General features: G+C 66.3%; 20 protein-coding genes and 1 pseudogene. 3 read left to right on the top strand and 18 right to left on the bottom strand.

Translation table 11 applies throughout. From position 1 onward, the window contains the following. Nucleotides 1-31 precede the first annotated feature (31 nt). Nucleotides 32-2,416, bottom strand: coding sequence for a phosphoenolpyruvate synthase (gene ppsA, locus AC1DK4_RS13110; protein ID WP_441613490.1), 2,385 nt, complete (start codon nt 2,414-2,416; stop codon nt 32-34). Between the two features lie 282 nt (nt 2,417-2,698). Between ppsA and ppsR the strand changes: the two genes are divergently transcribed. Continuing rightward, the gene (gene ppsR / locus AC1DK4_RS13105; protein ID WP_477131575.1) at nt 2,699-3,592 is read left to right on the top strand and encodes a posphoenolpyruvate synthetase regulatory kinase/phosphorylase PpsR; all 894 of its coding nucleotides are present in this window, start codon (nt 2,699-2,701) and stop codon (nt 3,590-3,592) included. 39 nt (nt 3,593-3,631) lie between these two features. Here the strand turns inward: ppsR and AC1DK4_RS13100 are convergent, their stop codons facing one another. From AC1DK4_RS13100 to rpsB, 16 genes are all read right to left on the bottom strand, one after another. Beyond that, entirely contained in the window at nt 3,632-4,417 is a 786-nt protein-coding gene (locus AC1DK4_RS13100) for a TrmH family RNA methyltransferase (RefSeq protein WP_441613488.1), read from the bottom strand. Further along, complete coding sequence (gene rnhB / locus AC1DK4_RS13095) at nt 4,414-5,127, bottom strand: ribonuclease HII (protein WP_441613487.1); 714 nt, start codon at nt 5,125-5,127, stop codon at nt 4,414-4,416. The genes AC1DK4_RS13100 and rnhB overlap by 4 nt, the downstream gene beginning before the upstream one ends. After that, entirely contained in the window at nt 5,127-6,344 is a 1,218-nt protein-coding gene (gene lpxB, locus AC1DK4_RS13090; RefSeq protein ID WP_441613486.1) for a lipid-A-disaccharide synthase, read from the bottom strand. The genes rnhB and lpxB overlap by 1 nt, the downstream gene beginning before the upstream one ends. 14 nt (nt 6,345-6,358) lie before the next feature. After that, nucleotides 6,359-7,162, bottom strand: coding sequence for an acyl-ACP--UDP-N-acetylglucosamine O-acyltransferase (gene lpxA / locus AC1DK4_RS13085; RefSeq protein ID WP_477131574.1), 804 nt, complete (start codon nt 7,160-7,162; stop codon nt 6,359-6,361). A gap of 144 nt (nt 7,163-7,306) precedes the next feature. Beyond that, nucleotides 7,307-7,756 (bottom strand): 3-hydroxyacyl-ACP dehydratase FabZ, encoded by a 450-nt coding sequence (gene fabZ, locus AC1DK4_RS13080; protein WP_441613484.1) that lies wholly within the window; start codon nt 7,754-7,756, stop codon nt 7,307-7,309. Next, the gene (gene lpxD, locus AC1DK4_RS13075; RefSeq protein ID WP_441613483.1) at nt 7,753-8,856 is read right to left on the bottom strand and encodes a UDP-3-O-(3-hydroxymyristoyl)glucosamine N-acyltransferase; all 1,104 of its coding nucleotides are present in this window, start codon (nt 8,854-8,856) and stop codon (nt 7,753-7,755) included. Before lpxD ends, fabZ begins: the two co-directional genes overlap by 4 nt. Nucleotides 8,857-8,911: 55 nt before the next feature. Beyond that, nucleotides 8,912-9,439: an OmpH/Skp family outer membrane protein gene (locus AC1DK4_RS13070; RefSeq protein ID WP_441643422.1), complete on the bottom strand. Its 528-nt coding sequence runs from the start codon at nt 9,437-9,439 to the stop codon at nt 8,912-8,914. Nucleotides 9,440-9,488: 49 nt separating this feature from the next. After that, on the bottom strand, nt 9,489-11,822 hold the full coding sequence (bamA, locus tag AC1DK4_RS13065; RefSeq protein WP_441613481.1) for an outer membrane protein assembly factor BamA: 2,334 nt from the start codon (nt 11,820-11,822) through the stop codon (nt 9,489-9,491). 96 nt (nt 11,823-11,918) lie between these two features. Continuing rightward, nucleotides 11,919-13,310: an RIP metalloprotease RseP gene (gene rseP, locus AC1DK4_RS13060; RefSeq protein WP_441613480.1), complete on the bottom strand. Its 1,392-nt coding sequence runs from the start codon at nt 13,308-13,310 to the stop codon at nt 11,919-11,921. 157 nt (nt 13,311-13,467) lie between these two features. Next, the gene (gene ispC, locus AC1DK4_RS13055) at nt 13,468-14,646 is read right to left on the bottom strand and encodes a 1-deoxy-D-xylulose-5-phosphate reductoisomerase (RefSeq protein ID WP_441613479.1); all 1,179 of its coding nucleotides are present in this window, start codon (nt 14,644-14,646) and stop codon (nt 13,468-13,470) included. A gap of 11 nt (nt 14,647-14,657) precedes the next feature. Further along, a complete protein-coding gene (locus AC1DK4_RS13050; RefSeq protein WP_441613478.1) occupies nt 14,658-15,479 on the bottom strand; it encodes a phosphatidate cytidylyltransferase in 822 nt (273 codons plus the stop codon). Nucleotides 15,480-15,524: 45 nt separating this feature from the next. Beyond that, on the bottom strand, nt 15,525-16,298 hold the full coding sequence (locus AC1DK4_RS13045) for an isoprenyl transferase (RefSeq protein ID WP_441613477.1): 774 nt from the start codon (nt 16,296-16,298) through the stop codon (nt 15,525-15,527). A 53-nt stretch (nt 16,299-16,351) separates the two neighbouring features. Further along, nucleotides 16,352-16,912, bottom strand: coding sequence for a ribosome recycling factor (frr, locus tag AC1DK4_RS13040; RefSeq protein WP_441613476.1), 561 nt, complete (start codon nt 16,910-16,912; stop codon nt 16,352-16,354). A gap of 129 nt (nt 16,913-17,041) precedes the next feature. Further along, nucleotides 17,042-17,752 (bottom strand): UMP kinase, encoded by a 711-nt coding sequence (gene pyrH / locus AC1DK4_RS13035; protein ID WP_441613475.1) that lies wholly within the window; start codon nt 17,750-17,752, stop codon nt 17,042-17,044. A 291-nt stretch (nt 17,753-18,043) separates the two neighbouring features. After that, entirely contained in the window at nt 18,044-18,922 is an 879-nt protein-coding gene (tsf, locus tag AC1DK4_RS13030) for a translation elongation factor Ts (RefSeq protein WP_441613473.1), read from the bottom strand. Between the two features lie 256 nt (nt 18,923-19,178). Then, nucleotides 19,179-19,922: a 30S ribosomal protein S2 gene (rpsB, locus tag AC1DK4_RS13025; protein ID WP_017228767.1), complete on the bottom strand. Its 744-nt coding sequence runs from the start codon at nt 19,920-19,922 to the stop codon at nt 19,179-19,181. 427 nt (nt 19,923-20,349) lie between these two features. Here rpsB and map point away from each other — a divergent pair. After that, nucleotides 20,350-21,171 (top strand): annotated as a pseudogene (map, locus tag AC1DK4_RS13020) (type I methionyl aminopeptidase); the annotation flags it as partial. 69 nt (nt 21,172-21,240) lie between these two features. Next, nucleotides 21,241-23,826 (top strand): [protein-PII] uridylyltransferase, encoded by a 2,586-nt coding sequence (locus AC1DK4_RS13015; protein WP_441613576.1) that lies wholly within the window; start codon nt 21,241-21,243, stop codon nt 23,824-23,826. Here AC1DK4_RS13015 and AC1DK4_RS13010 read toward each other — a convergent pair. Beyond that, nucleotides 23,823-24,433: hypothetical protein (locus AC1DK4_RS13010; protein ID WP_477131573.1), on the bottom strand; the 611-nt coding region annotated here is incomplete at its 5' end. The genes AC1DK4_RS13015 and AC1DK4_RS13010 overlap by 4 nt on opposite strands.

Below are 24,433 nucleotides of genomic sequence, written 5' to 3'. Positions count from 1 at the left end.
CCGGTGTACCGCTATTGTGACTTCAAATGCCTCAGGAAGCCAGTTGCTTCCAGGTATCGATGACCGAGTCCGGGTTCAGCGAGATCGACTTGATGCCTTCCTTGGCCAGCCACTCGGCAAAGTCCGGGTGATCCGAAGGACCCTGGCCGCAGATGCCGACGTACTTGTCCAGGCGCAGCGCGGTGGAGATCGCGCGCGACAGCATGAACTTGACCGCCGGGTCGCGTTCGTCGAAGTCCTTGGCCAGCAGTTCCATGCCGGAGTCGCGGTCCAGGCCCAGCGTGAGCTGGGTCAGGTCGTTCGAGCCGATCGAGAAACCGTCGAAGAACTGCAGGAATTCCTCGGCCAGGATGGCGTTGGACGGCACTTCGCACATCATGATGATACGCAGGCCGTTCTCGCCGCGCTTCAGGCCGTGCTTGGCCAGCAGCTCGATCACCTTCTCGGCCTGGCCGAGCGTGCGCACGAACGGCACCATGATCTCGACATTGGTCAGGCCCATGTCGTCGCGCACGCGCTTCATGGCCTTGCATTCCATCTCGAAGGCTTCGGCGAAGTCTTCGGAGATGTAGCGCGAGGCGCCGCGGAAGCCCAGCATCGGGTTTTCCTCGTCCGGCTCGTAGCGCGAACCGCCGATCAGCTTCTTGTACTCGTTGGACTTGAAGTCCGACAGGCGCACGATGACGGGCTTCGGGTAGAACGCCGCGCCGATGGTGGCGATGCCTTCGGCCAGCTTGTCGACGTAGAACGCGCGCGGGCTGGCGTGGCCGCGGGCCACGCTTTCCACGGCCTTCTTCAGGTCAGCGTCGACCTGCGGGTAGTCGAGGATGGCCTTCGGGTGGACGCCGATATTGTTGTTGATGATGAACTCGAGGCGGGCCAGGCCCACGCCCTGGTTCGGGATCTGGCAGAAGTCGAAGGCCAGTTGCGGGTTGCCGACGTTCATCATGATCTTGACGTCGATTTCCGGCATTTCGCCGCGCTGCACTTCCGTGACCTCGGTCTCGAGCAGGCCGTCGTAGATACGGCCTTCATCGCCCTCGGCGCACGACACCGTCACCAGCGTGCCGTCCTTGAGCACGTCGGTGGCATCGGCGCAGCCGACCACGGCCGGCACGCCCAGTTCGCGCGCGATGATGGCAGCGTGGCAGGTACGGCCACCGCGGTTGGTGACGATGGCAGCCGCGCGCTTCATCACCGGCTCCCAGTTGGGGTCGGTCATGTCGGCGACCAGCACGTCGCCGGGCTGCACGCGTTCCATTTCCGCYGGGTCGTTGATCACGCGCACGCGGCCGGTGCCGATCTTCTGGCCGATCGCGCGGCCGCTGGTCAGCACGGGTGCCGTGCCCTTGAGCTTGAAGCGCTGCTCGGCCTTGCCGGCGGACTGGCTCTTCACGGTCTCCGGGCGCGCCTGCAGGATGTAGATCTTGCCGTCGCGGCCGTCGCGGCCCCATTCGATGTCCATCGGRCGGCCGTAGTGCTTCTCGATGATGACGGCGTACTTGGCCAGCTCGGCCACGTCCGCGTCGGTGATCGAGTAGCGGTTGCGCAGTTCGATGGGCACGTCCACGGTCTTCACGCGGCCGGCTTCGCCCGGCGCGGTGAATTCCATCTTGATCAGCTTGGAGCCGATCGAGCGGCGGATGATCGGGTACTTGCCGGCTTCCAGCGTGGGCTTGAAGACGTAGAACTCGTCGGGGTTGACCGCGCCCTGCACCACGGTTTCGCCCAGGCCGTAGCTGGAAGTGATGAAGACCACTTCCTGGAAGCCCGACTCGGTGTCGATGGTGAACATGACGCCGGAAGCGCCCACGTCCGAGCGCACCATGCGCTGCACGCCGGCCGACAGCGCCACCACGTCATGGGCAAAGCCCTTGTGCACGCGGTAGGAAATGGCGCGGTCGTTGTACAGCGAAGCGAACACGTGGCGGATCTTGTCCAGCACGTCGTCGATGCCGCTGACGTTCAGGTAGGACTCCTGCTGGCCGGCGAACGAGGCGTCGGGCAGGTCTTCGGCGGTGGCCGACGAGCGCACCGCGAACGAGGCTTCGGCGCCTTCGCGCTCTTCGGCACGGGCGTAGAACTCGCGGACTTCCTGCTCGAGACGGGGCTGGAACGGGGCCTTGACGACCCAGTCGCGGATCTCGGCGCCGGCCTCGGCCARTGCCTTGACGTCGTCGACGTCGAGGGCCTTGAGGCGATCGGAAATGCGCTGGGTGAGGTTGTTGTGGGTGAGGAAGTCACGGAACGCGAGCGAGGTGGTGGCAAAGCCGCCGGGAACGCGCACGCCGGCCTCGGCCAGCTGGGAGATCATCTCGCCCAGCGACGAGTTCTTGCCCCCCACGGTTTCCACATCTTCCTTGCGCAACTGCTCGAACGGCAGCACATAGGCGCCGTCAATTGCCGGGTTGTTCATAAAAGCCTCAAAAACAAAGTAAGAAACCTGTTGCTGACGCCCGGAATCTTGTTGGAGTTCTGCTACCGGACGGATCGCTTGGCTAAACAGTCCCGCGCATTCCCACCCTCGGTGGGGACCGGAGTTCGACCGTGATTGCTGCAGCGCACATTGTCGACAATCCGTGGCCGGATCGTTGCCCCGACAGCGCTGGCGGAATTGCTTAGCGAAAAGATCGCCGCTATTCTACCGTGCCGCTCCGCACTTTCGCGGAGCACGGTTTCAAAAAATAATTGTACAGACATGTCCCAGCCCGCCGCTCCCGCCGCGCCCCTTGAGCCGCAGCAATCCCAGGAACCGCGCAAAGAGGAGCGCCCTGCCATCCGTACGGTTTTTATCGTCTCCGATGGCACCGGCATCACCGCGGAAACCTTCAGCCACTCCATCCTGGCCCAGTTCGAGATGCGCTTTCGCAAGGTGCGCATGCCGTTCGTGGACACCCCGGAGAAGGCACATATCGCGGTAGGCAAGATCAACGAGGCCTTCTACGCCGAAGGCGCGCCGCCCATCGTCTTCACCACCCTGGTCAACCAGGAGTCGAACAAGGCGATCCGCCGCGCCAAGGCCATGATCCTGGACATGTTCCAGACCTTCATCGAGCCGCTGGAAAAAGAACTGGGGCTCAAGTCCACGCACGCGATCGGCCGCTTCCACCAGAACGCGGACACCGAGGCCTACCAGAACCGCATCGAGGCGATCAATTTCTCGCTCGCGCACGATGATGGCCAGTCGCACAAGAACCTGGCCGAGGCCGATGTGATCCTGGTGGGCGTGTCGCGCAGCGGCAAGACCCCGACCAGCCTCTACCTGGCGATGCAGTACGGCCTGAAGGCCGCCAACTACCCGCTGATCCCCGACGATTTCGAGCGCGGCAAGCTGCCGACGGCGCTGTACGCGTTCAAGCCGAAGATCTTCGGGCTGTCGATCAACCCGCAGCGGCTGGCCGAGATCCGCAACGAGCGGCGCCCGGGCAGCAAGTACGCCGCGCYGGAAAACTGCCGCTACGAGGTCAACGAGGCCGAGGCSATGATGCGCCGCGAAGGCATCAAGTGGCTGTCGTCCACCCACAAGTCGATCGAAGAGATCGCCACCACGATCCTGCAGGAGATCAAGGTGGAGCGCGACAGCAACTACTGATCGGGAGCGCCGGCGGCGGGGCCGGCGGCAGGAACAGGCTCAGCCGCCCGGCCGCCGCTGGCGCACGGCCTCGAACAGGCAGATCGCCGTGGCTGCCGCCACGTTGAGCGACTCCAGCCCGCCCGGCTGCGGGATGCCCACGGTACGGTCGACCCTGGCCATCCATTCCCGGCTCACGCCGCTGCCCTCGTTGCCCACCACCCAGCCGACCGGCGCACGCAGGTCGGTGTCGTACACCGCGGCCTGAGCGTGCGACGAGGTGGCCAGCAGCGGCACGGCCAGGCGCGGCGCCAGCATCTCGAGCGTGCAATGCTCGACGATATTCAGGTGAAAATTCGCGCCCATGGCCGCACGCAGGGTCTTGGCTGACCAGGCGAAGGCGCTGCCGGTCACCAGGAAGGCATGGCCGATGCCGGCCGCGGCCGCGCTGCGCAGGATGGAGCCGACATTGCCGGCGTCCTGCACACCGTCGAGGATGACGCAGTCGGTGTCGATGCGCGACGGCAGGTGGCCGGACGGCGTATCGATCACCAGCATCAGGTCGATACCGTTGACCACGCCGGCAATCTGCTCGAACAACGCATCGGCCAGCAGCACCACGCGCTCGGGCGCGACCTGCGCCAGCAGCGGTGCGACCTCCGCATGGTCGTAGTGCCGCTCCGACACCACGCACTGCACCGGCTGGCCCAGCGCGGCCAGGTAGGCCTGCGCCAGGTGCACGCCATCCAGCACCGACTGCCCCGCCTTGCGGCGCGCATGCGTCGAGGTGGTCAGCGCCTTGAGATGCTTGAACAGCGCGTTCTCGCGCGAAGTGACGTGTTTCACGATGCCTGCTCCGCCGATGCGTCCCACGCCGACGCGGGTGCCGGCGCGATGGGTCCCCGCGCGATTGCCTCGCGCACGGGCGCGAATGAGCGCCGGTGGTGCGGCGTGGCGCCGAACTCCGCCAGCGCGGCCAGGTGCTGCGGCGTGCCGTAGCCCGCATGGGCATCGAAGCCGTACTGCGGATACGACGCATGCAGCGTGAGCAGCTCGCGGTCGCGCGCGACCTTGGCGAGGATCGACGCCGCCGAGATCGCCTGCACCTTGGCATCGCCCTTGACGATGGCCTCCACCGCGAAGCGCACCTGCGGGCAGCGGTTGCCGTCCACCTGCACCAGGTCCGGCTCGAGGCCGCCGTCGGCCAGGCCATGCACCGCGCGCTGCATGGCCAGCATGGTGGCGTGCAGGATGTTGATGGTGTCGATTTCCTCCACCGACGCAAAGGCGATATGCCAGCCCAGCGCGCGTTCGCGGATCTGCTCGAACAGTTCCTCGCGGCGGCGCGCCGTCAGCACCTTGGAGTCGGCCAGGCCGTCGATGGGCCGGGCGGGATCGAGGATGACCGCGGCGGCATAGACCGGCCCGGCCAGCGGCCCCCTGCCCGCCTCGTCGACGCCGCACAGGCGGCGGGCCTGCGCGGCGGCCGGGGTCAGGTCGAAACCAAGCTGGGCGGCATCGGCCTGCATGGCCCGGGCGGACTGTCGGCGCGCCATTACACGCCCCTCCGTTGGCGGATCAGGTCCGCCACCACGGCCGAGGCGATCTCGGCGGTATTGCGCTTGAGGGTCTGGTGCATCTGGGTGAAATGTTCGCGCAGGAACGCGGTATTGCCTTCGTCGTTGAGCTGCAGCAGGGTCTCGCGCGCCAGCGCCTCGGGCGTGGCGTCGTCCTGCAGCAGCTCGGGCACGACAAAACGGCCCGACAGGATATTGGGCAGCCCCACGTACGGCAGGTAGCCCTGGCGCTTCATGATCTGCGCTGTCAGCCAGGGCACCTTGTACGAGATCACCATCGGCTTCTTGTACAGCGCCGCTTCCAGCGTGGCGGTGCCGCTCGCCAGCAGGATCACGTCGGCGGCTTCCATGGCGAGATGCGACTGGCCATCGACGATGGTGAGCGGGATCTGCGGGAATTGCCGGTGCAGCTCTTCGACGATCTCGCGCAGCGACGCGCTGGCGGCCGGCAGCACGAAGGCCAGGTTGCCGTCCATGTCGTGCATGCGCGCCATGGCGCCGAAGAACGTCGGCCCGAGGTTGCGCACCTCGGACTGCCGGCTGCCCGGCAGCACCGCCACCACGCGGCTTGCGGCGGGCAGGCCCAGCCGCGCGCGCGCGCCTTCGGTATCGGGCACCATCGGGATCACGTCGGCCAGCGGATGTCCCACGTAGGTGGCGGGAATGCCGGCCCTGGCATAGATCTCAGGCTCGAACGGGAACAGGCACAGGATATGGTCCACGGCGCGCGCGATGGTGCGGATGCGCCCGCCGCGCCAGGCCCAGATCGACGGGCTGACAAAGTGCACCACCGGGATGCCGGCACGGCGCAGCGGCACTTCCAGCCCGAAATTGAAATCCGGCGCATCCACGCCGATAAAGCACAGCGGCGGCCGCGCCAGCAGCGAGTCGCGGATCGCGCGGCGCGTGGCCAGGATCTCGCGCAGCGAGCCCAGCACCTCCACATAGCCATTGACCGACAGCGTTTCCATCGGCCATTGCGATTCGAACCCCTGGGCCATCATGCGCGAGCCGCCGATGCCGGCGTAGCGCACGGTCTCGCCGAGGCGCGCCTTGAGCCCGCCCATCAGCAGCGAGGCAAGCAGGTCACCGGAATTCTCGCCGGCGACCATGGCAACCGTGCCGCGCTTGTTCTCGTGCGCCGTGCCCGCTACGTCCGGGGCAGCATCCGTGGCCGGTAGGACACCGTCGACCATGGCGTTGACCGGGTTCAGCGCACAATGCCGCGCTGAGTGGCGGCAATGAAGTCCAGGAAGCCCTGCAACGGCACGCTCGCGCTGCCGTCGGCCTGGGCGATCAGTTGCGCGATCTCGATGCGCGCGGCCTCGAAGCTCAGGTCGGACTTGTAGAGCACCTTGTAGGCCTGGCGCAGCGCCGCGATCTGCGCGGCATCGAAGCCACGACGGCGCATGCCTTCGACGTTGATGCCGTGGGGCGTGGCCTTGTTGCCGCCCTTGTCGCCGGCGGCGATCACGAACGGCGGCAGGTCCTGCACCAGCGCCGAGGCGCCGCCCAGCATGGCATGGGCACCGATGCGCACGAACTGGTGCACCCCGCTCATGCCGCCGAGGATGGCCCAGTCGCCCACCTGCACGTGGCCGGCGATCTGCGCGTTGCTGGAGAACACCGTATGGTTGCCCACCTGGCAGTCATGCGCGATATGCACATAGGCCATGATCCAGTTGTCGTCGCCGATGCTGGTCACGCCCTGGTCCTGCACCGTRCCGGTATGGATSGTSGTGAATTCRCGRATSGTGTTGCGRTCGCCAATYWCSAGSCGCGTCGGCTCGTTGCGGTACTTCATGTCCTGCGGCATGCCGCCGACCGAAGCGTAGGGCCCGATGCGGTTGTCCGCGCCCACGGTGGTATGGCCTTCGACGGTGGTATGCGCGCCCACCTGGGTGCCGCTGCCGAGACGCACGTCGGGACCAATGATCGAGAACGGCCCGACGGTCACGTCGGCGGCGAGTTCGGCCTTGGGGTCGACCAGTGCGCTGGGATGGATTTGCGTCATGCGTCCTGTCCTATGGTCTGAGGAGAAGAGAAGGTACGGTCAATACAAAGTGCCGATGCTGCGATGCCCCGGCCGCGAGCGGTGCGCACGTCCGCCGGGCAATGCCGGCGCGAGCGTGGCGCAGGCCGCTTCAGCGGCCCGGCGTCATTCGGCCTGCTTGACGGTACACATCAGCTCAGCTTCGCAAGCCACCTTGTCGTCCACCGTGGCGAACGCCTTGAACTTCCAGATGCCGCGGATATAGCGCTCGACCGAAACGGTCATGTGCAGCTGGTCGCCCGGCGTGACCACCTGCTTGAAGCGCGCGCCGTCGATGCCGACGAAGTAGTACAGCGAGCCTTCCTTGCGCTCCATCTCGGCGCCGAAGGTCAGCAGGCCGGCCGACTGCGCCAGCGCTTCCAGGATCATCACGCCCGGCATCACGGGATGGCCGGGAAAATGGCCCTGGAAGTAGGGTTCGTTGATCGAGACGTTCTTCAGCGTCTTGATGCGCTTCTGCGGCTCGAGCTCGAGCACGCGGTCCACCAGCAGGATCGGGTAGCGGTGCGGCAGCAGCTTGAGGATCTTCTGGATATCAATATCGGCTGCGGTCATGATGATTTCTCTTCGTTTTGCTGTGTAGGATTGCCGGCCTGGCCACGCAGGCGTTTCTCGAGCTGCACCACGCGCTCGCGCAGCTTGGTGAGCCCCCGCACGATGGCTGCGTTGCGCTCCCAGTCGCCGTGCGGCAGGAAAGGAAACACGCTGGTGAAATGGCCGCCTGGCTTGGTTATGGATTTGGTGATCGAAGTGCCGCCCGATACCGTGGTGCGATCGGCAATGTTCAGGTGGCCGGCAAAATTGGCCGACCCGCCGATCACGCAGAAACGGCCCACCTTGGTGCTGCCGGCGATGGCCGCGCAGCCCGCGATCACAGTATGCGCGCCCACCCTTACGTTATGGGCGATCTGCACCTGGTTGTCGAGCTTGCAGCCGTCCTCGATGACGGTGTCGGCCATGGCGCCGCGGTCGATCGCGGTATTGGCGCCGACCTCTACGTCGTTGCCCAGCACGGCACGGCCGGTCTGGGGAATCTTGACGTACTCCACCCCCGCCGGCCCGATATCGGGCGCGAAGCCAAAGCCGTCGGCGCCCAGCACCACGCCGCTGTGCAGTATGCATCTCATTCCGACCACGCAATGGTGATAGACCGAGACATTGGCATAGATCAGCGTGTCGTCGCCAATCTCCGCGCCCGAGCCGACAAAACCGTTGGCAAGGATGCGCACCCGCTCGCCCAGGCGCGCGCCGCTCTCGATCACCACATTGGGACCGATGAAGCACGACGGCGGCACCACGGCGTCGGGCGCCACGCTGGCGCGCGGATCGATGCCGGTGCGGTGGTCCGTGTTGGCGCGGCGCTCGAAGCCCTGCGCGATGCGGGCAAAGCACACGTAGGGATTGCGCGCCACCAGCCAGTTGCGGCCGTCGGCCTGCCCTTCGGCGCGGATGCGCTCGAGATCGGCTGCCGAGACGATCACGGCGCCGGCGTGCGACGCCAGCGCCTGCGGCAGATACAGGGGATTGGAGAGAAACGAGAGCTGGTCGGGACCGGCCTGGTCGAGCGGCGCGAGGCCGCGCACGGCGAGGTCGGGATCACCCACAACCTGCGCGCCGGTCTCGGTGGCGAGCTGACCCAGTGTGGGTGTTTGCATGGCAGTACTTCCTTGAACGACGGGAGCGACTTGGATGACGAAGCGGTCAGCCGGCTTACTTGCTGCCGGCGTTCAGCGCCTTCATCACATCGTCGGTAATGTCGATGCGCGGATTGACGTACACGGCTTCCTGCACGATCAGGTCGTACTTGCGCTGCTCGGCGAGCTGGCGGATCACGCGGTTGGCGCGCTCGAGCACCTGCGCCAGTTCTTCATTGCGGCGCTGGTTCAGGTCCTCGCGGAACTCGCGCTGCTTGCGCTGGAACTCGCGGTCGAGGTCGGCCACTTCGCGCTGGCGGCGCTGGCGGTCGGCGTCGGCCAGCACGGCGGTGTCCTTGTCGAGCTTGTCCGCGATGCCCTTGATCTTCTGGGCCATGTCCTGCAGTTCGCGGTCGCGCTTGGAGAATTCCTGCTCCAGCTTGACCTGGGCCTGCTTGGCGGGCACCGAGTCGCGCAGGATGCGTTCGGAATTGACGGCCGCGATGCGGGCTTCCTGCGCCATGGCCGGAACGGCGGCCAGCAGCGCGCCGGCCGTCAGCGCCACGGCGGCCAGGCTCTTGATCAGTGGGAACGTTGTTTTCATGAATCGGATCCTCAATCCTCTTTCCTGTCTCTTTCCTGTCTTTCCGCTATCAGAACGCAGTACCGATCTGGAACTGGAAGCGCTGGACCTTGTCGTCCTCGGCCTTCTTCAGCGGGAAGCCCACGCTGACCTTGAGCGGACCGATCGGCGACAGCCAGGACATGCCCACGCCAGTCGAATACTTCAGCTGGCTGAACAGCAGCGGCGCGCCTTCCTCGTACACGTTACCGAAGTCGAAGAAGGTAAACAGGCGCAGCGTGCGGTCCACGCCCGAGCCCGGCAGCGGGAAGATGAATTCCACGTTGCCGATCATCTTGGACGCGCCGCCCACCGGGTTGCCGTTCTGGTCCTTCTTGCCCAGCGTGCTGGTCTGGTAGCCGCGCACCGAGCCGATACCACCGGCGTAGAAGTTCTTGAACACCGGGAACGGCGTGTTGCCGTAGCCGTGGCCATAGGCCACTTCGCCGTTGAAGGCCAGCGTGAAGGCCTTGGACAGCGGGTAGAAGTACTGCTGCTGGACGCTGGCGCGATAGTACTGCGTATCGCCGCCGGGCACGCCGATTTCGACGTTGGCCTGGGTGTAGGGGCCCTTGGTCGGCACCAGCGCGCTGTCGCGGCGGTCGCGCGCCCAGCCGATCGTGAACGGGAAGTTGTTGATCGGGTCGCCGCTGCTCTTGCCCACCTTCTGTAGCCATGCCGTGTACTGGCTCGGCGTATTGACCGAGGTGTACACCTGCGAGCGCTCGTAGCCGATGCCGAAGAACACGGTGTCGGTTTCCGAGAACGGCACGCCGAACTTGAAGCCACCGCCCATCGACACGATCTTGTAGTCCTGGTCGCCGGTGTAGTACAGCGGGCGGGACGTACGGTAGAACACGTCGGTCGAGCGGCTGATGCCGTCCACCGTGAAGTACGGGTCGTACTGCGTCAGCGAGATCGTGCGGAAGGACTTGGCGGTGTTCACGTCCAGGCCCAGGCTGGTACCGGAGCCGAACACGTTGTCCTGGCGCAGGCCGGCCTGCAGCACCAGCTTGTCCGTGGAGGAGAAGCCCAGGCCCAGGCTGATCTGGCCGGTCGGCTTCTCGGTCACGTTGACGTTCACATCGACCTGGTCGGGCGCGCCGGCCACGTCCTCGGTGGTGATGTTGGTGTCGGTGAAATAGCCGGTGCGGTTGATACGGGCCTGCGATTGCGTCAGCTTCTCGCTGTCGAACCACGAGCTTTCCATCTGGCGCATCTCGCGGCGCACCACTTCGTCGCGGGTCTTGCTGTTGCCCACCACGTTGACGCGGCGCACGTATACGCGGCGGCCCGGATCGACCATCAGCGTCAGCGCGACTTCGCGCTTTTCCTTGTCGATCTGCGGTTGCGGGTTGATGGTGGTGAAGGCGTAGCCGTAGGTGCCCAGCAGGTCGGTGATGGCCTTGGTGCTCTGGGTCAGCTTCTCGGACGAGAAGATCTCGCCCTTCTGCAGCTTGAGCAGCTTTTCCATCTCGGCCTGCTTGCCGAGCAGCTCGCCCGCCAGGCGCACGTCGGACACCTTGTACTGGTCGCCTTCCTTGATGTTCAGCGTCAGGAAGATGTCCTTCTTGTCCGGCGTGATCGAGACCTGGGTGGACTCGATGGCGAACTCGAGGTAGCCGCGGTTCAGGTAGTACGAACGCAGCGCTTCCAGGTCGGCGGTGAGCTTCTGCTTGGAATAGAGGTCGTTCTTGGTGTACCAGGACAGCCAGTTCGGGGTCGACAGCTGCATTTCATCGCGCAGCGTGCTTTCCTTGAATGCCTTGTTGCCGACGATATTGATCTGGCGGATCTTGGCCACCGGGCCTTCGTCCACATTGAACACCACCGACACGCGATTGCGGTCAACCGGGGTGATCGTGGTCTGGACGTCGGCCGCGTAGTAGCCGCGCGCCACGTACTGGCGCTTGAGCTCCTGCTCTGCCTTGTCGATCAGCGCCTTGTCGTAATAGCGGGCTTCGGCCACGCCGACCGCGCGCAGGGAGCGGCGCAGGGTGTCCTTGTCGAATTCCTTGATGCCGACGAACTCGAGCTGGGAGATGGCCGGTCGCTCTTCGACCTGGACCACCAGCACGCCGTCCTCGGAACGGATCTGGACATCCTTGAAGAAGCCGGTATTGTAGAGCGCGCGAATCGCTTCCGCGCCCTTGTCGTCGCTGAAGGTCTCGCCGACCTTGACCGGCAGGTAGCCGAATACTGTGCCGGGCTCCACGCGCTGCAGGCCTTCGACACGGATATCCTTGACTACGAATGGCTCCGCGGCCCAACTGACTGGGGTCCAGGCCGCGATGATGGCACTCGCCAGCAAGCCCAGCGAGATGCGCTTATGTCTGATCAATCTTGATCCCCTCTTTGATTCCATGCAGGATTGCGCTCCGATGCTTCACGGGGCTGCGCCTTGTCGGCGTGCGGCGCGAGGTGTCGGTGACACCCGCATGCCGCTGCCGGCAACCTACGTCTAGCCGCGCGCAAGAAACAGCCGGCTGACGTCGTTGAACAAGGCGAGCGAAGTCAGGAGCAAGACGCAGGCGATGCCGACCTTCTGCAGCACAGCCTGCCAGTGGTCTGGTACGGGCCTGCCAGTCAAAAATTCAACGCAATAATACAGCAAATGCCCCCCATCCAATACCGGAATAGGTAACAAATTCAACACACCGAGGCTGACGCTGACCAGCGCCAGGAAGCCCACAAAGGGCTGCCAGCCGAGGTTGGCGGCACGCCCGGCGTAGTCCGCCACGGTCAGCGGCCCGCTCAGGTTCTGCAGCGACGCCTGCCCCACCAGCATCTTGCCGAGCAGCTTGAGCGACAGCGCGCTGGTGGTCCAGACCTGCCCGATCGAACGGGTCATTGCCTCGGCCGGCTGGTAGCGCACGGTCTCCATTTCCACCGCCTGGCTCAGCGCCGCGCCGAGCTTGCCGGTGGCCGCGGCGCCGGCGCTGGCGCCGTCCGGGGCCGGCACGGCATCGAGCTTGACCGGCACGTCGATGCGCTGGCCGCCCCGCTCGATACCCAGCGTGACCTCGGCCCCGGGTCGCGCCCGCACCCCGCGGATCAGCTCGCCCGCCTGGGTCAGCGGCTTGCCTTGCCATGCCACCACGCGGTCGTCCTTGCGCAAGCCGGCGCGCTGCGCGGCGGAATCCGGCAGGACTTCGGTGATCGTGACCGGGCCGCCCTTGAGCGCCAGGCCCAGGATGGCGAGCGGGTCTTCCTCGGGATTGCCGCCGGTATTGGGCAGGCGCGCCAGCCGGACGTCGCGCTCGGCGCCGTCCGGCGCGCGCACGCGCAGCACCGCGCTGGCATCGCCAAAACCCTGGGCGAACACCGCCATGCGCAGGTCGTTCCAGGAGCGCACGCGCTCGGTCTCGCCATTGGCCTGCAGCGACAGGATGCGGTCGCCCTCGCGCAGGCCTGCCTGGGCCGCCGCCGTGCCGGCCGGCGGCGCGGCCACGACGGGCGCGGCCTCGCGCATGCCACCCGCGAACAGCACGAAATACAGCACCACCGCCAGCGCGAAGTTGGCCAGCGGCCCGGCCGCCACGATGGCAAAGCGCTTGCCTACCGGCTGCCGGTTGAAGGCGCGCGGCAAGTCGGCGGGATCGATGGCGGGGTCTCGCTCGGGATCGCGCTCGCGCTCGTCGAGCATCTTGACGTAGCCGCCGAGCGGAATTGCGGCGATGGTCCACTCGGTACGGTCGCGGCCCCTGGATACCCAGCGCAGCAGCGGCCGGCCGAAGCCGATCGAGAAACGCAGCACCTTGACGCCGCACAGGCGCGCGGCAAGGTAGTGACCCATTTCATGGAAATAGATCAAGATGCACAGGGCAACGACAAAGGCGATTACGGTTTGCATGGCAGGCAGCTTGTCGTCAGGGGCTGGCCGCCCCGATGGCATAAAGGATACGCCGGGCCCGTGGCCCCGCATCCCGCTGTCCGGTGGCGGCCGGCAGCGGCCGGCAACAGCCGGCTCGCCGCTATTGTCGCCGATCCCGGCAACAGCCCCGCCAAACTCAGGATGCGCCCCGGTTTTCCAGCAGCTCGGCCGCGCGGCGGCGTGCCTCCTGGTCCGCGCCCAGCACGGCTTCCAGCGCGTCGGCGCTGCCGCCCGCGGTCCGTTCGAGCACGCCGGCCACGATGCGCGCGATGTCCGTAAAGCGGACCTTGCCCTGCAGGAATGCCTCGACCGCGACTTCGTTCGCGGCATTCAGGGTCGCCGGCGCCAGCCCGCCCGCGCGCAGCGCGTCGAACGCCAGGCCCAGGCACGGGAAACGCGTGAGATCCGGGGTTTCGAAGGTAAGCGCGCCGGCAGTGGCCAGGTTCAGCGGCGAAACGCCGGCATCAATGCGCTCGGGATACGCCATGCCGTACGCGATCGGCGTGCGCATGTCGGGGTTGCCAAGCTGGGCCAGCACCGAGCCGTCGGCGTACGACACCATCGAATGCACGATGCTCTGCGGGTGGATCAGCACCTCGATGCGGTCGGCCGGCGCGGCGAACAGCCAGTGCGCCTCGATGACCTCGAGCCCCTTGTTCATCATGGTGGCGGAGTCGACCGAGATCTTGCGCCCCATCACCCAGTTCGGGTGGGCGCAGGCCTCGTCGGGCGAGATGTCGTGCAGCGTGGCCGGGTCGCGCGTGCGGAACGGGCCGCCCGAAGCCGTCAGCACCACCTTGGCCACGCCCGCGCGGTAGCGCGGGTCATCGGCCGGAAGGCACTGGAAGATGGCGTTGTGCTCGCTGTCGATGGGCAGCAGCGTGGCGCCATTTTCGCGCACGGCATCCATGAAGATGCGCCCGGACATGACCAGCGCTTCCTTGTTGGCCAGCAGCACGCGCTTGCCGGCGCGCGCCGCGGCCAGCGAGGGACGCAGGCCTGCCGCGCCGACAATGGCGGCCATTACCGCGTCCACGGCCGCATCGGTGGCAACCGCTTCCAGCGCGGCCTCGCCGTAGCCGACCTCGGTCTTGACGCCATCGGCGCGCAGCAGTGCCTGCAGTCCGGCGGCGGCCTCGGCGGAGCCCATCACGGCATGCGCCGGGCGGAACTCGCGGCACAGGGCTGCCATCTTGTCCACTTGCCGATGCGCCGTCAGCGCGTGCACGACGTAGCGCTCGGGGTGGCGCTTGATCACATCAAGCGTGCTGTCCCCGATCGAGCCGGTGGCACCCAGGACGGTAATACGACGCATATCAGATCAACTCAAAGATAGGTGGCCAGCAAAGCGGCCAACGGGAAAACGGGCAGCAGCGCGTCGATGCGATCGAGCACGCCGCCATGGCCAGGCAGCAGCCGGCTGCTGTCCTTCATGCCGACCTGGCGCTTGAGCAGCGACTCGAACAGGTCGCCCACCACGCTGGCGATCACCAGCAGCGTGGCCAGCAGCGCCACGATCACCACGCCGCCGTGGTCGGCCAGGCGCGAGTACCAGGTCGGCGAAAATGCGTGTGTGGCGGCCAGCGCGAGCGAAATCGCCAGCGCCAGCACCCAGCCGCCGAGCGCACCCTCCCAGGACTTGCCCGGGCTGATGGCGGGCGCAAGCTTGCGCCGCCCGATGGCCTTGCCGACGAAATAGGCGCCGATATCGGCCGCCCAGACCAGCACCGCCACCGACAACAGCACGCCGATGCCCAGCTCGCGCAGGACCAGGGTGGCCTGGCCGAAGGCTGGCAGCATGAACAGTCCGAGCACGACGCCCAGCGCCGTGAAGCCCGGGGTGGCGCGGCGCACGCCGCGCGCCAGCAGCACCAGCGCCACGCCCCAGCAGGCCACGCCGATCTGCAGCAACAGGGTCAGCGCATCGCGCCCGGGCGCCTCATGCCAGGCAATCAGCGCCAGCAGGCAGGCCACGGCATAGGCGTAAGGCCAGAATCCGCGCAGCCCGACCAGGCGCCCGAACTCCCAGCCCGCCAGCAGCACGATCACCGCCACCAGGCCGGCCAGCGCCGACGGCGGCGCCAGGAACAGGATCGGCAGGATCAGCAGCAACAGGCATACGGCGGTGATGACACGGGTAAGGAGCATGCGCTGGGAGGATCCCGGAGTAATGGAAAACAGCTGGAAACAGCTTCAGGCGGTGCCCGAAAGCCCGGACGGCGCCACTACCTGCGCGCTGGTGCGGCCGAAGCGGCGTTCGCGCTGCCGGTACGAGGCAAAGGCCTTGTCCAGTTCCGCGGAGTCGAAATCCGGCCAGAAAACGTCGGTGAAATAGAGCTCCGAGTACGCCAGCTGCCACAGCAGGAAATTGCTGATGCGCTGCTCGCCGCCAGTGCGGATGAACAGGTCCGGCTCCGGCGCGTACGACATGGCCAGGTGCGGCGCCAGCACGGATTCGTCGACCGAATCCGGATCGAGCATCGGAGAGCGTTGCAGCATCTTGCGCATGGCCTGCAGCAGGTCCCAGCGCCCGCCATAGTTGGCGGCGATGGTCACGGTCAGGCCGGAGTTGCCGGCGGTGCGCGCCTCGGCATCGGTGATCAGTTGCTGGATGCGCGGGCTGAAGCGGGCCAGGTCGCCAACCACGCGCACGCGGATATTGTTGGCGTGCATCTTGATCACCTCGCGGCGCAGGGCGGTCATGAACAGCCGCATCAGGAACGAGACCTCGTCGGCCGGACGGCGCCAGTTCTCCGAACTGAAGGCGAACAGGGTCAGGTACTGCACGCCCCGCGCCGCGCACGCCTCGACCACCGCCCGGACTGCATCCAGGCCACGGCTGTGGCCGGCAACGCGCGGCAGGTGCCGCTGGGTCGCCCAGCGGCCGTTGCCATCCATGATGATGGCAACGTGGCGGGGCACATAGGTGGAATCGGGGACGCCGAGCGTGGAACTGATGTGATGCATGATGAGAAACGGTACCGGACAGGGCGACAGCTGGCAAGCCGCCACCCCGTGCCTCACACCGTCATGATCTCCTTGTCCTTCTCGGCGACCATCCGTTCGATCTCGGCGACGAACTTGTCGGTCAGCTTCTGGACTTCGTCCTGCCCGCGGCGCTCGTCGTCCTCGGAGATGGCCTTGTCCTTGACCAGCTTCTTGAACTGCTCGTTGGCATCGCGACGCAGATTGCGCACGGCGACCTTGGCGCCTTCGGCCTCGCCCTTGACGACCTTGGTCAGCTCCTTGCGGCGCTCTTCGGTCAGCATGGGCATCGGCACGCGGATGGTCTCGCCCATGGTGGACGGATTCAGGCCGAGGTCGGCATCGCGGATCGCTTTCTCGATCGCGCCTACCATCTTCTTTTCCCACGGCTGCACGCTGATGGTGCGGGAATCTGCCAGGCCGACGTTGGCCACCTGGCTGATCGGCACCGGCGAGCCGTAGTAATCGACCTGTACGTGATCGAGCAGACCAGTATGGGCGCGACCAGTGCGAATCTTGGCCAGATCGGCCTTGAACGCATCAATGGTCTTCTGCATCTTCTGCTCGACGCTCTTCTTGGTGTCGGCGACGCTCATTTTTACCTCCGGGAGAAACGGGTAACCATGACCCCGGATACCGGGGTCGAAAATGAATCATTCTACTCTTTGCCGCGACCCGCGCCACCCTGCCGGGTGGCGTCCGGCCCACGGCGCCGGGCGATGCGCTTATACGTGCACCAGCGTGCCTTCGTCCTCGCCCATGATGACGTGCCTGAGCGCGCCCGGCTTGACGATCGAGAAAACCTTGATCGGCAGCTTCTGGTCGCGGCACAGGGCGAACGCGGTGGCGTCCATCACCTGCAGGTTGCGCGAGATGGCCTCGTCGAACGAAATCGTGGTGTAGCGCGTGGCGCTCGGGTCCTTCTTGGGGTCGGCGGTATAGACACCGTCCACCTTGGTCGCCTTGAGCACGATCTCGGCACCGATTTCCGCGCCGCGCAGGGCCGCGGCGGTGTCCGTGGTAAAGAACGGGTTGCCGGTGCCGGCGGCGAAGATCACCACCTTGCCCTCTTCGAGCTGGCGGATGGCGCGCGGGCGGATATAGGGCTCGACCACCTGGTCCATGCGCAGCGCGGACTGCACGCGGCCTTCGATATTGGCATGGCGCATGGCGTCCTGCAGGGCCAGCGCGTTCATCATCGTGGCCAGCATGCCCATGTAGTCGGCCGTGGCGCGGTCCATGCCCGCGGCACCGCCGGCCACGCCGCGGAAGATGTTGCCGCCGCCGATCACCACCGCGACCTGTACGCCGAGCTTCACGATCTCGGCAATGTCGTTGACCATGCCCTCGATGGTGGAACGGTTGATGCCGAAGGCATCGTCGCCCATCAGGGCTTCGCCGGACAATTTCAGTAGGACGCGCTTATAGGCAGGCATATTGATTCCCGGAGATGGAGCGGCTCGTTCTTTTGAGCCGCGTATTTGATTGCGAGCTTGAAAGCAGCGGCACGAAACGGCGCCGCCGCCAGGAAAGCCGGTTTTCGGGGTGGCCTGGCTGGCGCGGCGGGCGCGCAGGCAGACGACTGCGGAAACGGGCTATGACGGCCGCGCGGCGCGGCAAAGCGCGGCACGGACACCATTTGTGCCGAGGGGCACCTCGCGGTGCCCCTCGGCATTATACGGCGGCCTGTTTGCGCCCTACCGGGCGCGGGACTGGCCGCCAGGACTTCAGGCCTTCTGGGCGGCTGCCACCTGGGCGGCCACTTCGGCGGCGAAATCGTCCTGCTTCTTCTCGATGCCTTCGCCGACCACGTACAGGGTGAAACCCTTGACCGCGGTGTTGGCAGCCTTGAGCATCTGCTCGACGGTCTGCTTGTCGTTCTTCACGAAGGTCTGGTTCAGCAGCGACACTTCCTTCAGGTACTTCTGCACCGAACCGTCCACCATCTTGGCGACGATCTCGGCCGGCTTGCCCGATTCGGCAGCCTTCTGCTCGGCGATGCTGCGCTCCTTGGCGATCAGCTCCGCCGGCACGTCGGCCGACGACAGCGACACCGGCTTCATCGCGGCCACGTGCATGGCCACGTCCTTGGCGGCCACTTCGTCGCCGTCGAACTCGACCATCACGCCGATGCGGGTGCCGTGCAGGTAGGCTGCCAGCTTGCCGCCGTCGGCGTAGCGCTTGAAGCGGCGGATCGCCAGGTTCTCGCCGATCTTGCCGATCAGCGCGGTACGGGTGGCTTCCACGGTCACGCCGTCGATTTCCAGCGCCGACAGGGCGGCCACGTCGGCCGGGTTCTGCTTGGCGACCAGCTCGGCGACCTTGGCCGAGAAGGCGAGGAAGTCATCGTTCTTCGACACGAAGTCGGTTTCGCAGTTCAGTTCGACCAGTGCGCCGGTGGTGCCGTCGATGAAGGACACGACCACGCCTTCGGCGGTCACGCGCGAAGCGGCCTTGCTGGCCTTGTTGCCGAGCTTGACGCGCAGCAGCTCTTCAGCCTTTTCCAGGTCGCCGTCGGCCTCGGTCAGGGCCTTCTTGCATTCCATCATCGGCGCGTCGGTCTTCGCGCGCAGCTCTGCCACCATGCTTGCGGTAATTGCCGCCATTTGTCACTCCTTGGTTGGTTCGCACCGGCCTGCCCCGCGTGGGTCTGGCGGGCCCGGGCCGGAGGTATGCTCAACTTCACCCGCGACAGATCATGCCCGTGGCGGATGACAACAATTCAAAAAAAGGGGGCGTAACATCCGCCCCCTTGTCTGCCGGAAAGCCCCGGCTGCGCGCAACACCGGCTCCGGGCCGGTCGGCTAGCGTCGATGGTCAGCTGCTTGGGTGCGCGTGCGGGGATCCTTTCGGCAACAAGCCTCAGGCTTCTTCGACTTCGACGAAATCGTCGCCGCCGCGAGCGGCTTCCACCACGTCCTGCACCGCGTTGGCGCGGCCTTCCAGGATCGCGTCAGCCACGCCGCGCACGTACAGGGCCACGGCCTTGCTCGAGTCGTCGTTGCCGGGGATCACGTAGTCGATGCCTTCGGGCGAGTGGTTGGTATCGACCACGCCGATCACGGGCACGCCCAGCTTGTTGGCTTCGGTCACGGCGATCTTGTGGTAGCCGACGTCCACCACGAAGATCGCGTCAGGCACGCCGCCCATGTCCTTGATGCCGCCGATGGACTTCTGCAGCTTGTCCATTTCGCGCTCGAACATCAGCGCTTCCTTCTTGCTCATGGTTTCCAGCGCGCCGGCTTCCTTGGCGGCTTCCATGTCCTTGAGGCGCTTGATCGAGATCTTGACGGTCTTGAAGTTGGTCAGCATGCCGCCGAGCCAGCGGGCGTCGACGTAGGGCATGCCGGCACGGCCTGCTTCTTCAGCCAGGATTTCGCGCGATTGGCGCTTGGTGCCCACGAACAGCACGGTGCCGCGGTTTGCTGCCAGCTGACGCACGTACTTCAGCGCGTCCTGGAACATCGGCAACGTCTTTTCGAGGTTGATGATGTGAATCTTGTTGCGATGACCGAAGATGAACGGAGCCATCTTGGGGTTCCAGAAGCGGGTCTGGTGGCCAAAGTGGCAACCGGCTTCCAGCATTTCGCGCATGGTAACGGACATGTAATTCTCCAAAAGGGTTRGGTCTGAARTCCGCCCCGACATTCCTSAAAAGGAACACCCCGGATGGRCGGACTCGCGATTTCAAATTTCTGGCTACTTCTAGCTACTTCAGGCTTTACGAAGCGGCGCCGAGGACACAGGTCGCAGAAAGCGCCGTGCCAGGGACATTCGAAAGAAAGCCAGCCCAAGATTGTAGCAACAAAAACCCACTTCGCTCAAGGGGCCCGGCATTGCGATGACAGGAAGGCGCGCCGCCGGGCCCGGCAAGCGATGCTCGCCGCACCCTGCTGCCGGCGCGGGCGGACAATCGCCGCCAGGGGCCCGCGCAGCCCATTTTGGCTGCGGTGGGGGCGCGATGGTGCGATAATCTCACCTTTCAGACCCGAATTGAGGCGCAGCCAGTGGCTTCGCCGCCACATTTGCGAGCAGCATGAGCATCCATATCAAGAACGCCGACGATATCGCCCAGATGCGGGTAGCGTGCCGGCTGGCCTCCGAAGTCCTCGATTACATCACGCCCTTCGTCAAGCCCGGCGTGACCACCGGCGAACTCGACCGGCTGTGCCATGCCTACATGCGCGACGTCCAGGGCACGGTGCCCGCGCCGCTGAACTACGCGCCGCCCGGCTATCCGCCCTTCCCCGGCGCCATCTGCACCTCGGTCAACGACGTGATCTGCCACGGCATCCCGGGCGATCGCGTGCTCAAGTCCGGCGACGCGGTCAACCTGGACATCACCGTCATCACCAAGGAAGGCTACTACGGCGACACCAGCCGCATGTTCATCGCCGGCGAGGGCTCGATCCTGGCCAAGCGCCTGGCCCAGGTCACCTTCGAATGCATGTGGAAGGGCATCATGCAGGTGCGCCCGGGTGCCCGCCTCGGCGACATCGGCCATGTGATCCAGGTCCACGCGGAAGGCGCCGGCTACACCGTGGTGCGCGAATACTGCGGCCACGGCATCGGCAAGAATTTCCACGAAGACCCGCAGATCCTGCACTACGGCCGCCCCGGCACCGGCATGGAAATCCAGGCCGGCATGATCTTCACCATCGAGCCGATGGTCAACGCCGGCAAGCGCGACATCCGCACCATGCCCGACCACTGGACCGTCAAGACGCGCGACCGCAGCCTGTCGGCCCAGTGGGAGCACACCATCCTGGTGACCGAGACCGGCTACGACGTGCTCACCGTCTCGGCGGGCACGCCGGCGCCGCCCGCCTTCGTCACCGATTCTGTCGCAGCCTGACGCTAACTGGGCGCCAAAGTTGGCGCCCTTCTTTTTTCAGCCGTCCCTTCGATGTCCCAAGCCCAACCCATGGACGCCACGCCGGAACTCATCCTCGCCACCCGTGTTCGCGATCAGTTGAAGGCCGACAAGCAGGCCGTGTTCGACGAATTCAACACGCACGGCCACGTCGGCCACCTGCTCACGCGCCTGCGGCGCGCGGTGGACACCGCGCTGGTCGAGGCATGGCGCGGCCTGGGCCTGCCGGCGCAGTGCGCGCTGGTGGCGGTGGGCGGCTACGGGCGCGGCGAACTGTTCCCGCACTCGGATGTGGACGTGCTGCTGTTGCTGCCGTCCGAGCCGGACGCGGACACCACCTGCCGCCTGGAAAAGTTCATCGGGCTGTGCTGGGACCTGGGCCTGGAGATCGGCTCTGCCGTGCGCACGGCGGATGACTGCATCCGCGAGTCGCGCCAGGACGTCACCATCCAGACCTCCCTGCTCGAAGCGCGCCTGCTGACCGGCAGCCGCAAGCTGTTCACCGAGTTGCAGACGCGCTACCAGGCCGACCTGGACCCGCGCGCCTTCTTCCAGGCCAAGCTGCTGGAAATACGCCAGCGGCACGCCAAGTACCAGGACACCCCCTACGCGCTCGAACCCAACAGCAAGGAGAGCCCCGGCGGCCTGCGCGACCTGCAGGTGATCCTGTGGATGACCAAGGCCGCGGGCCTGGGCGACAGCTGGAAGGAACTGTTCGAGCGCGGCCTGCTGAGCGAGCGCGAAGCGCAGGAGCTGCAGCGCAACGAGCGCCTGCTCAAGACCATCCGGGCGCGCCTGCACCTGGTGGCCGGACGCCGCCAGGACGTGCTGGTGTTCGACCTGCAGACCGCGCTGGCCGAAGCGTTCGGCTACCGCCAGAACAACAACAAGCGCGCCAGCGAGCAGCTGATGCGGCGGTACTACTGGGCGGCCAAGGCCGTCACCCAGCTCAATATCGTGCTGCTGCTCAATATCGAGGCCATGCTGTTCCCCAGCGAATCCAAGGTGACGCGCGTCATCAACGAGCGCTTCGTCGAACGCCAGGGCATGCTGGAAATCACCAGCGACGATCTCTACGAGCGCGAGCCGCACGCCATCCTGGAAACCTTCCTGGTGTACGAGCGCACGCCAGGGGTCAAGGGCCTGTCGCCGCGCACCCTGCGCGGCCTGTACAACGCGCGCACGGTGATGGATGCGCGCTGGCGCAACGACCCCGAGAACCGCCGCCTGTTCCTGGCCATCGTGCAGGAGCCGCAAGGCATCACCCACGCGCTGCGCCTGATGAACCAGACCAGCGTGCTGGGTCGCTACCTGATCAATTTCCGCCGCATCGTCGGCCAGATGCAGCACGACCTGTTCCACGTCTACACCGTGGACCAGCACATCCTGATGGTGGTGCGCAATATGCGCCGCTTCGCCATCGTCGAGCACACGCACGAATTCCCGTTCTGCAGCCAGCTTATCGCCACCTTCGACCGCCCCTGGGTGCTGTGGGTGGCGGCGCTGTTCCACGACATCGCCAAGGGCCGCGGCGGCGACCACTCCAAGCTCGGCACCAGCGATGCGCGCCGCTTCTGCAAGCAGCACGGCATCGGCCGCGAGGACACCGACCTGATCGCCTGGCTGGTCGAGCACCACCTGACCATGAGCCATGTGGCGCAGAAGCAGGACCTGACCGATGCCGACGTGATCCATGCCTTCGCCCGCGTGGTCGGCAACGAACGCTACCTGACCGCGCTGTACCTGCTGACGGTGGCCGACATCCGCGGCACCAGCCCCAAGGTATGGAATGCGTGGAAGGGCAAGCTGCTCGAAGACCTCTACCGCATCACGCTGCGCGTGCTCGGCGGCGCCCGCGTCGACCCGCACTCGCTGTGGTCGCAGCGCAAGGAAGACACCATCGCGCAGTTGCGCCTGAAGGCCTTCGACCCCGAACTCGGCAAGCCGCTGTGGGCCCAGCTCGACGTGGCCTTCTTCCTGCGCCACGACGCACGCGACATCGCCTGGCTCACGCGCCACCTCTACAACAAGGTCAGCAGCGACGGCCCGGTGGTCAAGGCGCGCGTATCGCCCGCCGGCGAAGGCATGCAGGTGGCGGTCTACGTCAAGGACCAGCCGGACGTGTTCACGCGCATCTGCGGCTACTTCGAACGCAAGAGCTTCTCCATCCAGGAAGCCAAGATCCACACCACCCGGCACGGCTACGCGCTCGACACCTTCCAGGTCACCGATCCCGGCATCGGCGGCGCGGCCAGCGGCAACTACCGCGACATCATCGCGCTGGTCGAGCACGAACTGGCCGAGCGCCTGCAGGCGCATGCCCCGCTGCCGGAACCCTCGCAAGGCAGGCTGTCGCGCCAGTCGCGCAGCTTTCCGATCAAGCCGCGCGTGGACCTGCGCCCCGACGAGCGCGGCCAGTACTACCTGCTGTCGCTCTCGGCCAATGACCGCACCGGCCTGCTGTACGCCATCTCGCGCGTACTGGCCAAGCACCGCATCTCGGTGCATACCGCCCGCATCAACACGCTCGGCGAGCGCGTTGAAGACGTTTTCCTGGTCGACGGCAGCCGCCTCGCCTCGGACAACAAATTGCAGTTACAGCTTGAACAGGACCTGCTGGCGGCGCTGGCCATCTAGGCCGGACGCCCCGCATTGAAGATATGACCGATGACACTTCGCCCAAGCGCAAGACGCTGGGCATCAAGGCCACACCCGCTGGCAATACCCGCAAGCCCGCCGCTACCCGGCCGGTGCGGGTGTCCGACCTGAACCGCCAGCGCGTGCGGGCCGTGGTCGACGGCATCAAGCAGGCACAGGAACGCGCGGGCGGCAGCGACCGCCCGCGCAAGAAACCCGAAGACGGCGCGCAACGCCCGCCGCGCGGCCCGCGCACGGGAGACGGCCAGGACCATCCGCGCCGTTTCGGCGGCCAAGGCGACGATCGTCCGCGCCGTTTCGCCCCCGGCGAAGGCCAGGACCGTCCGCGTCGTTCTGCTCCCGGCGAAGGCCAGGATCGTCCGCGCCGGTTTGCTCCTGGCGAAGGCCAGGATCGTCCCCGCCGCTTCGGCGGTGAAGGCGATGACCGCCAGCGCCGTTTCACCCCCGGCGAAGGCCAGGACCGTCCGCGTCGGTTTGCTCCTGGCGAAGGCCAGGATCGTCCCCGCCGCTTCGGCGGTGAAGGCGATGACCGCCAGCGCCGTTTCACCCCCGGCGAAGGCCAGGACCGTCCGCGTCGTTTTGCTCC

This window comes from Cupriavidus sp. 05N38, from assembly GCF_056397345.1.
This window is presented reverse-complemented; position numbering and strand designations above follow the sequence as displayed.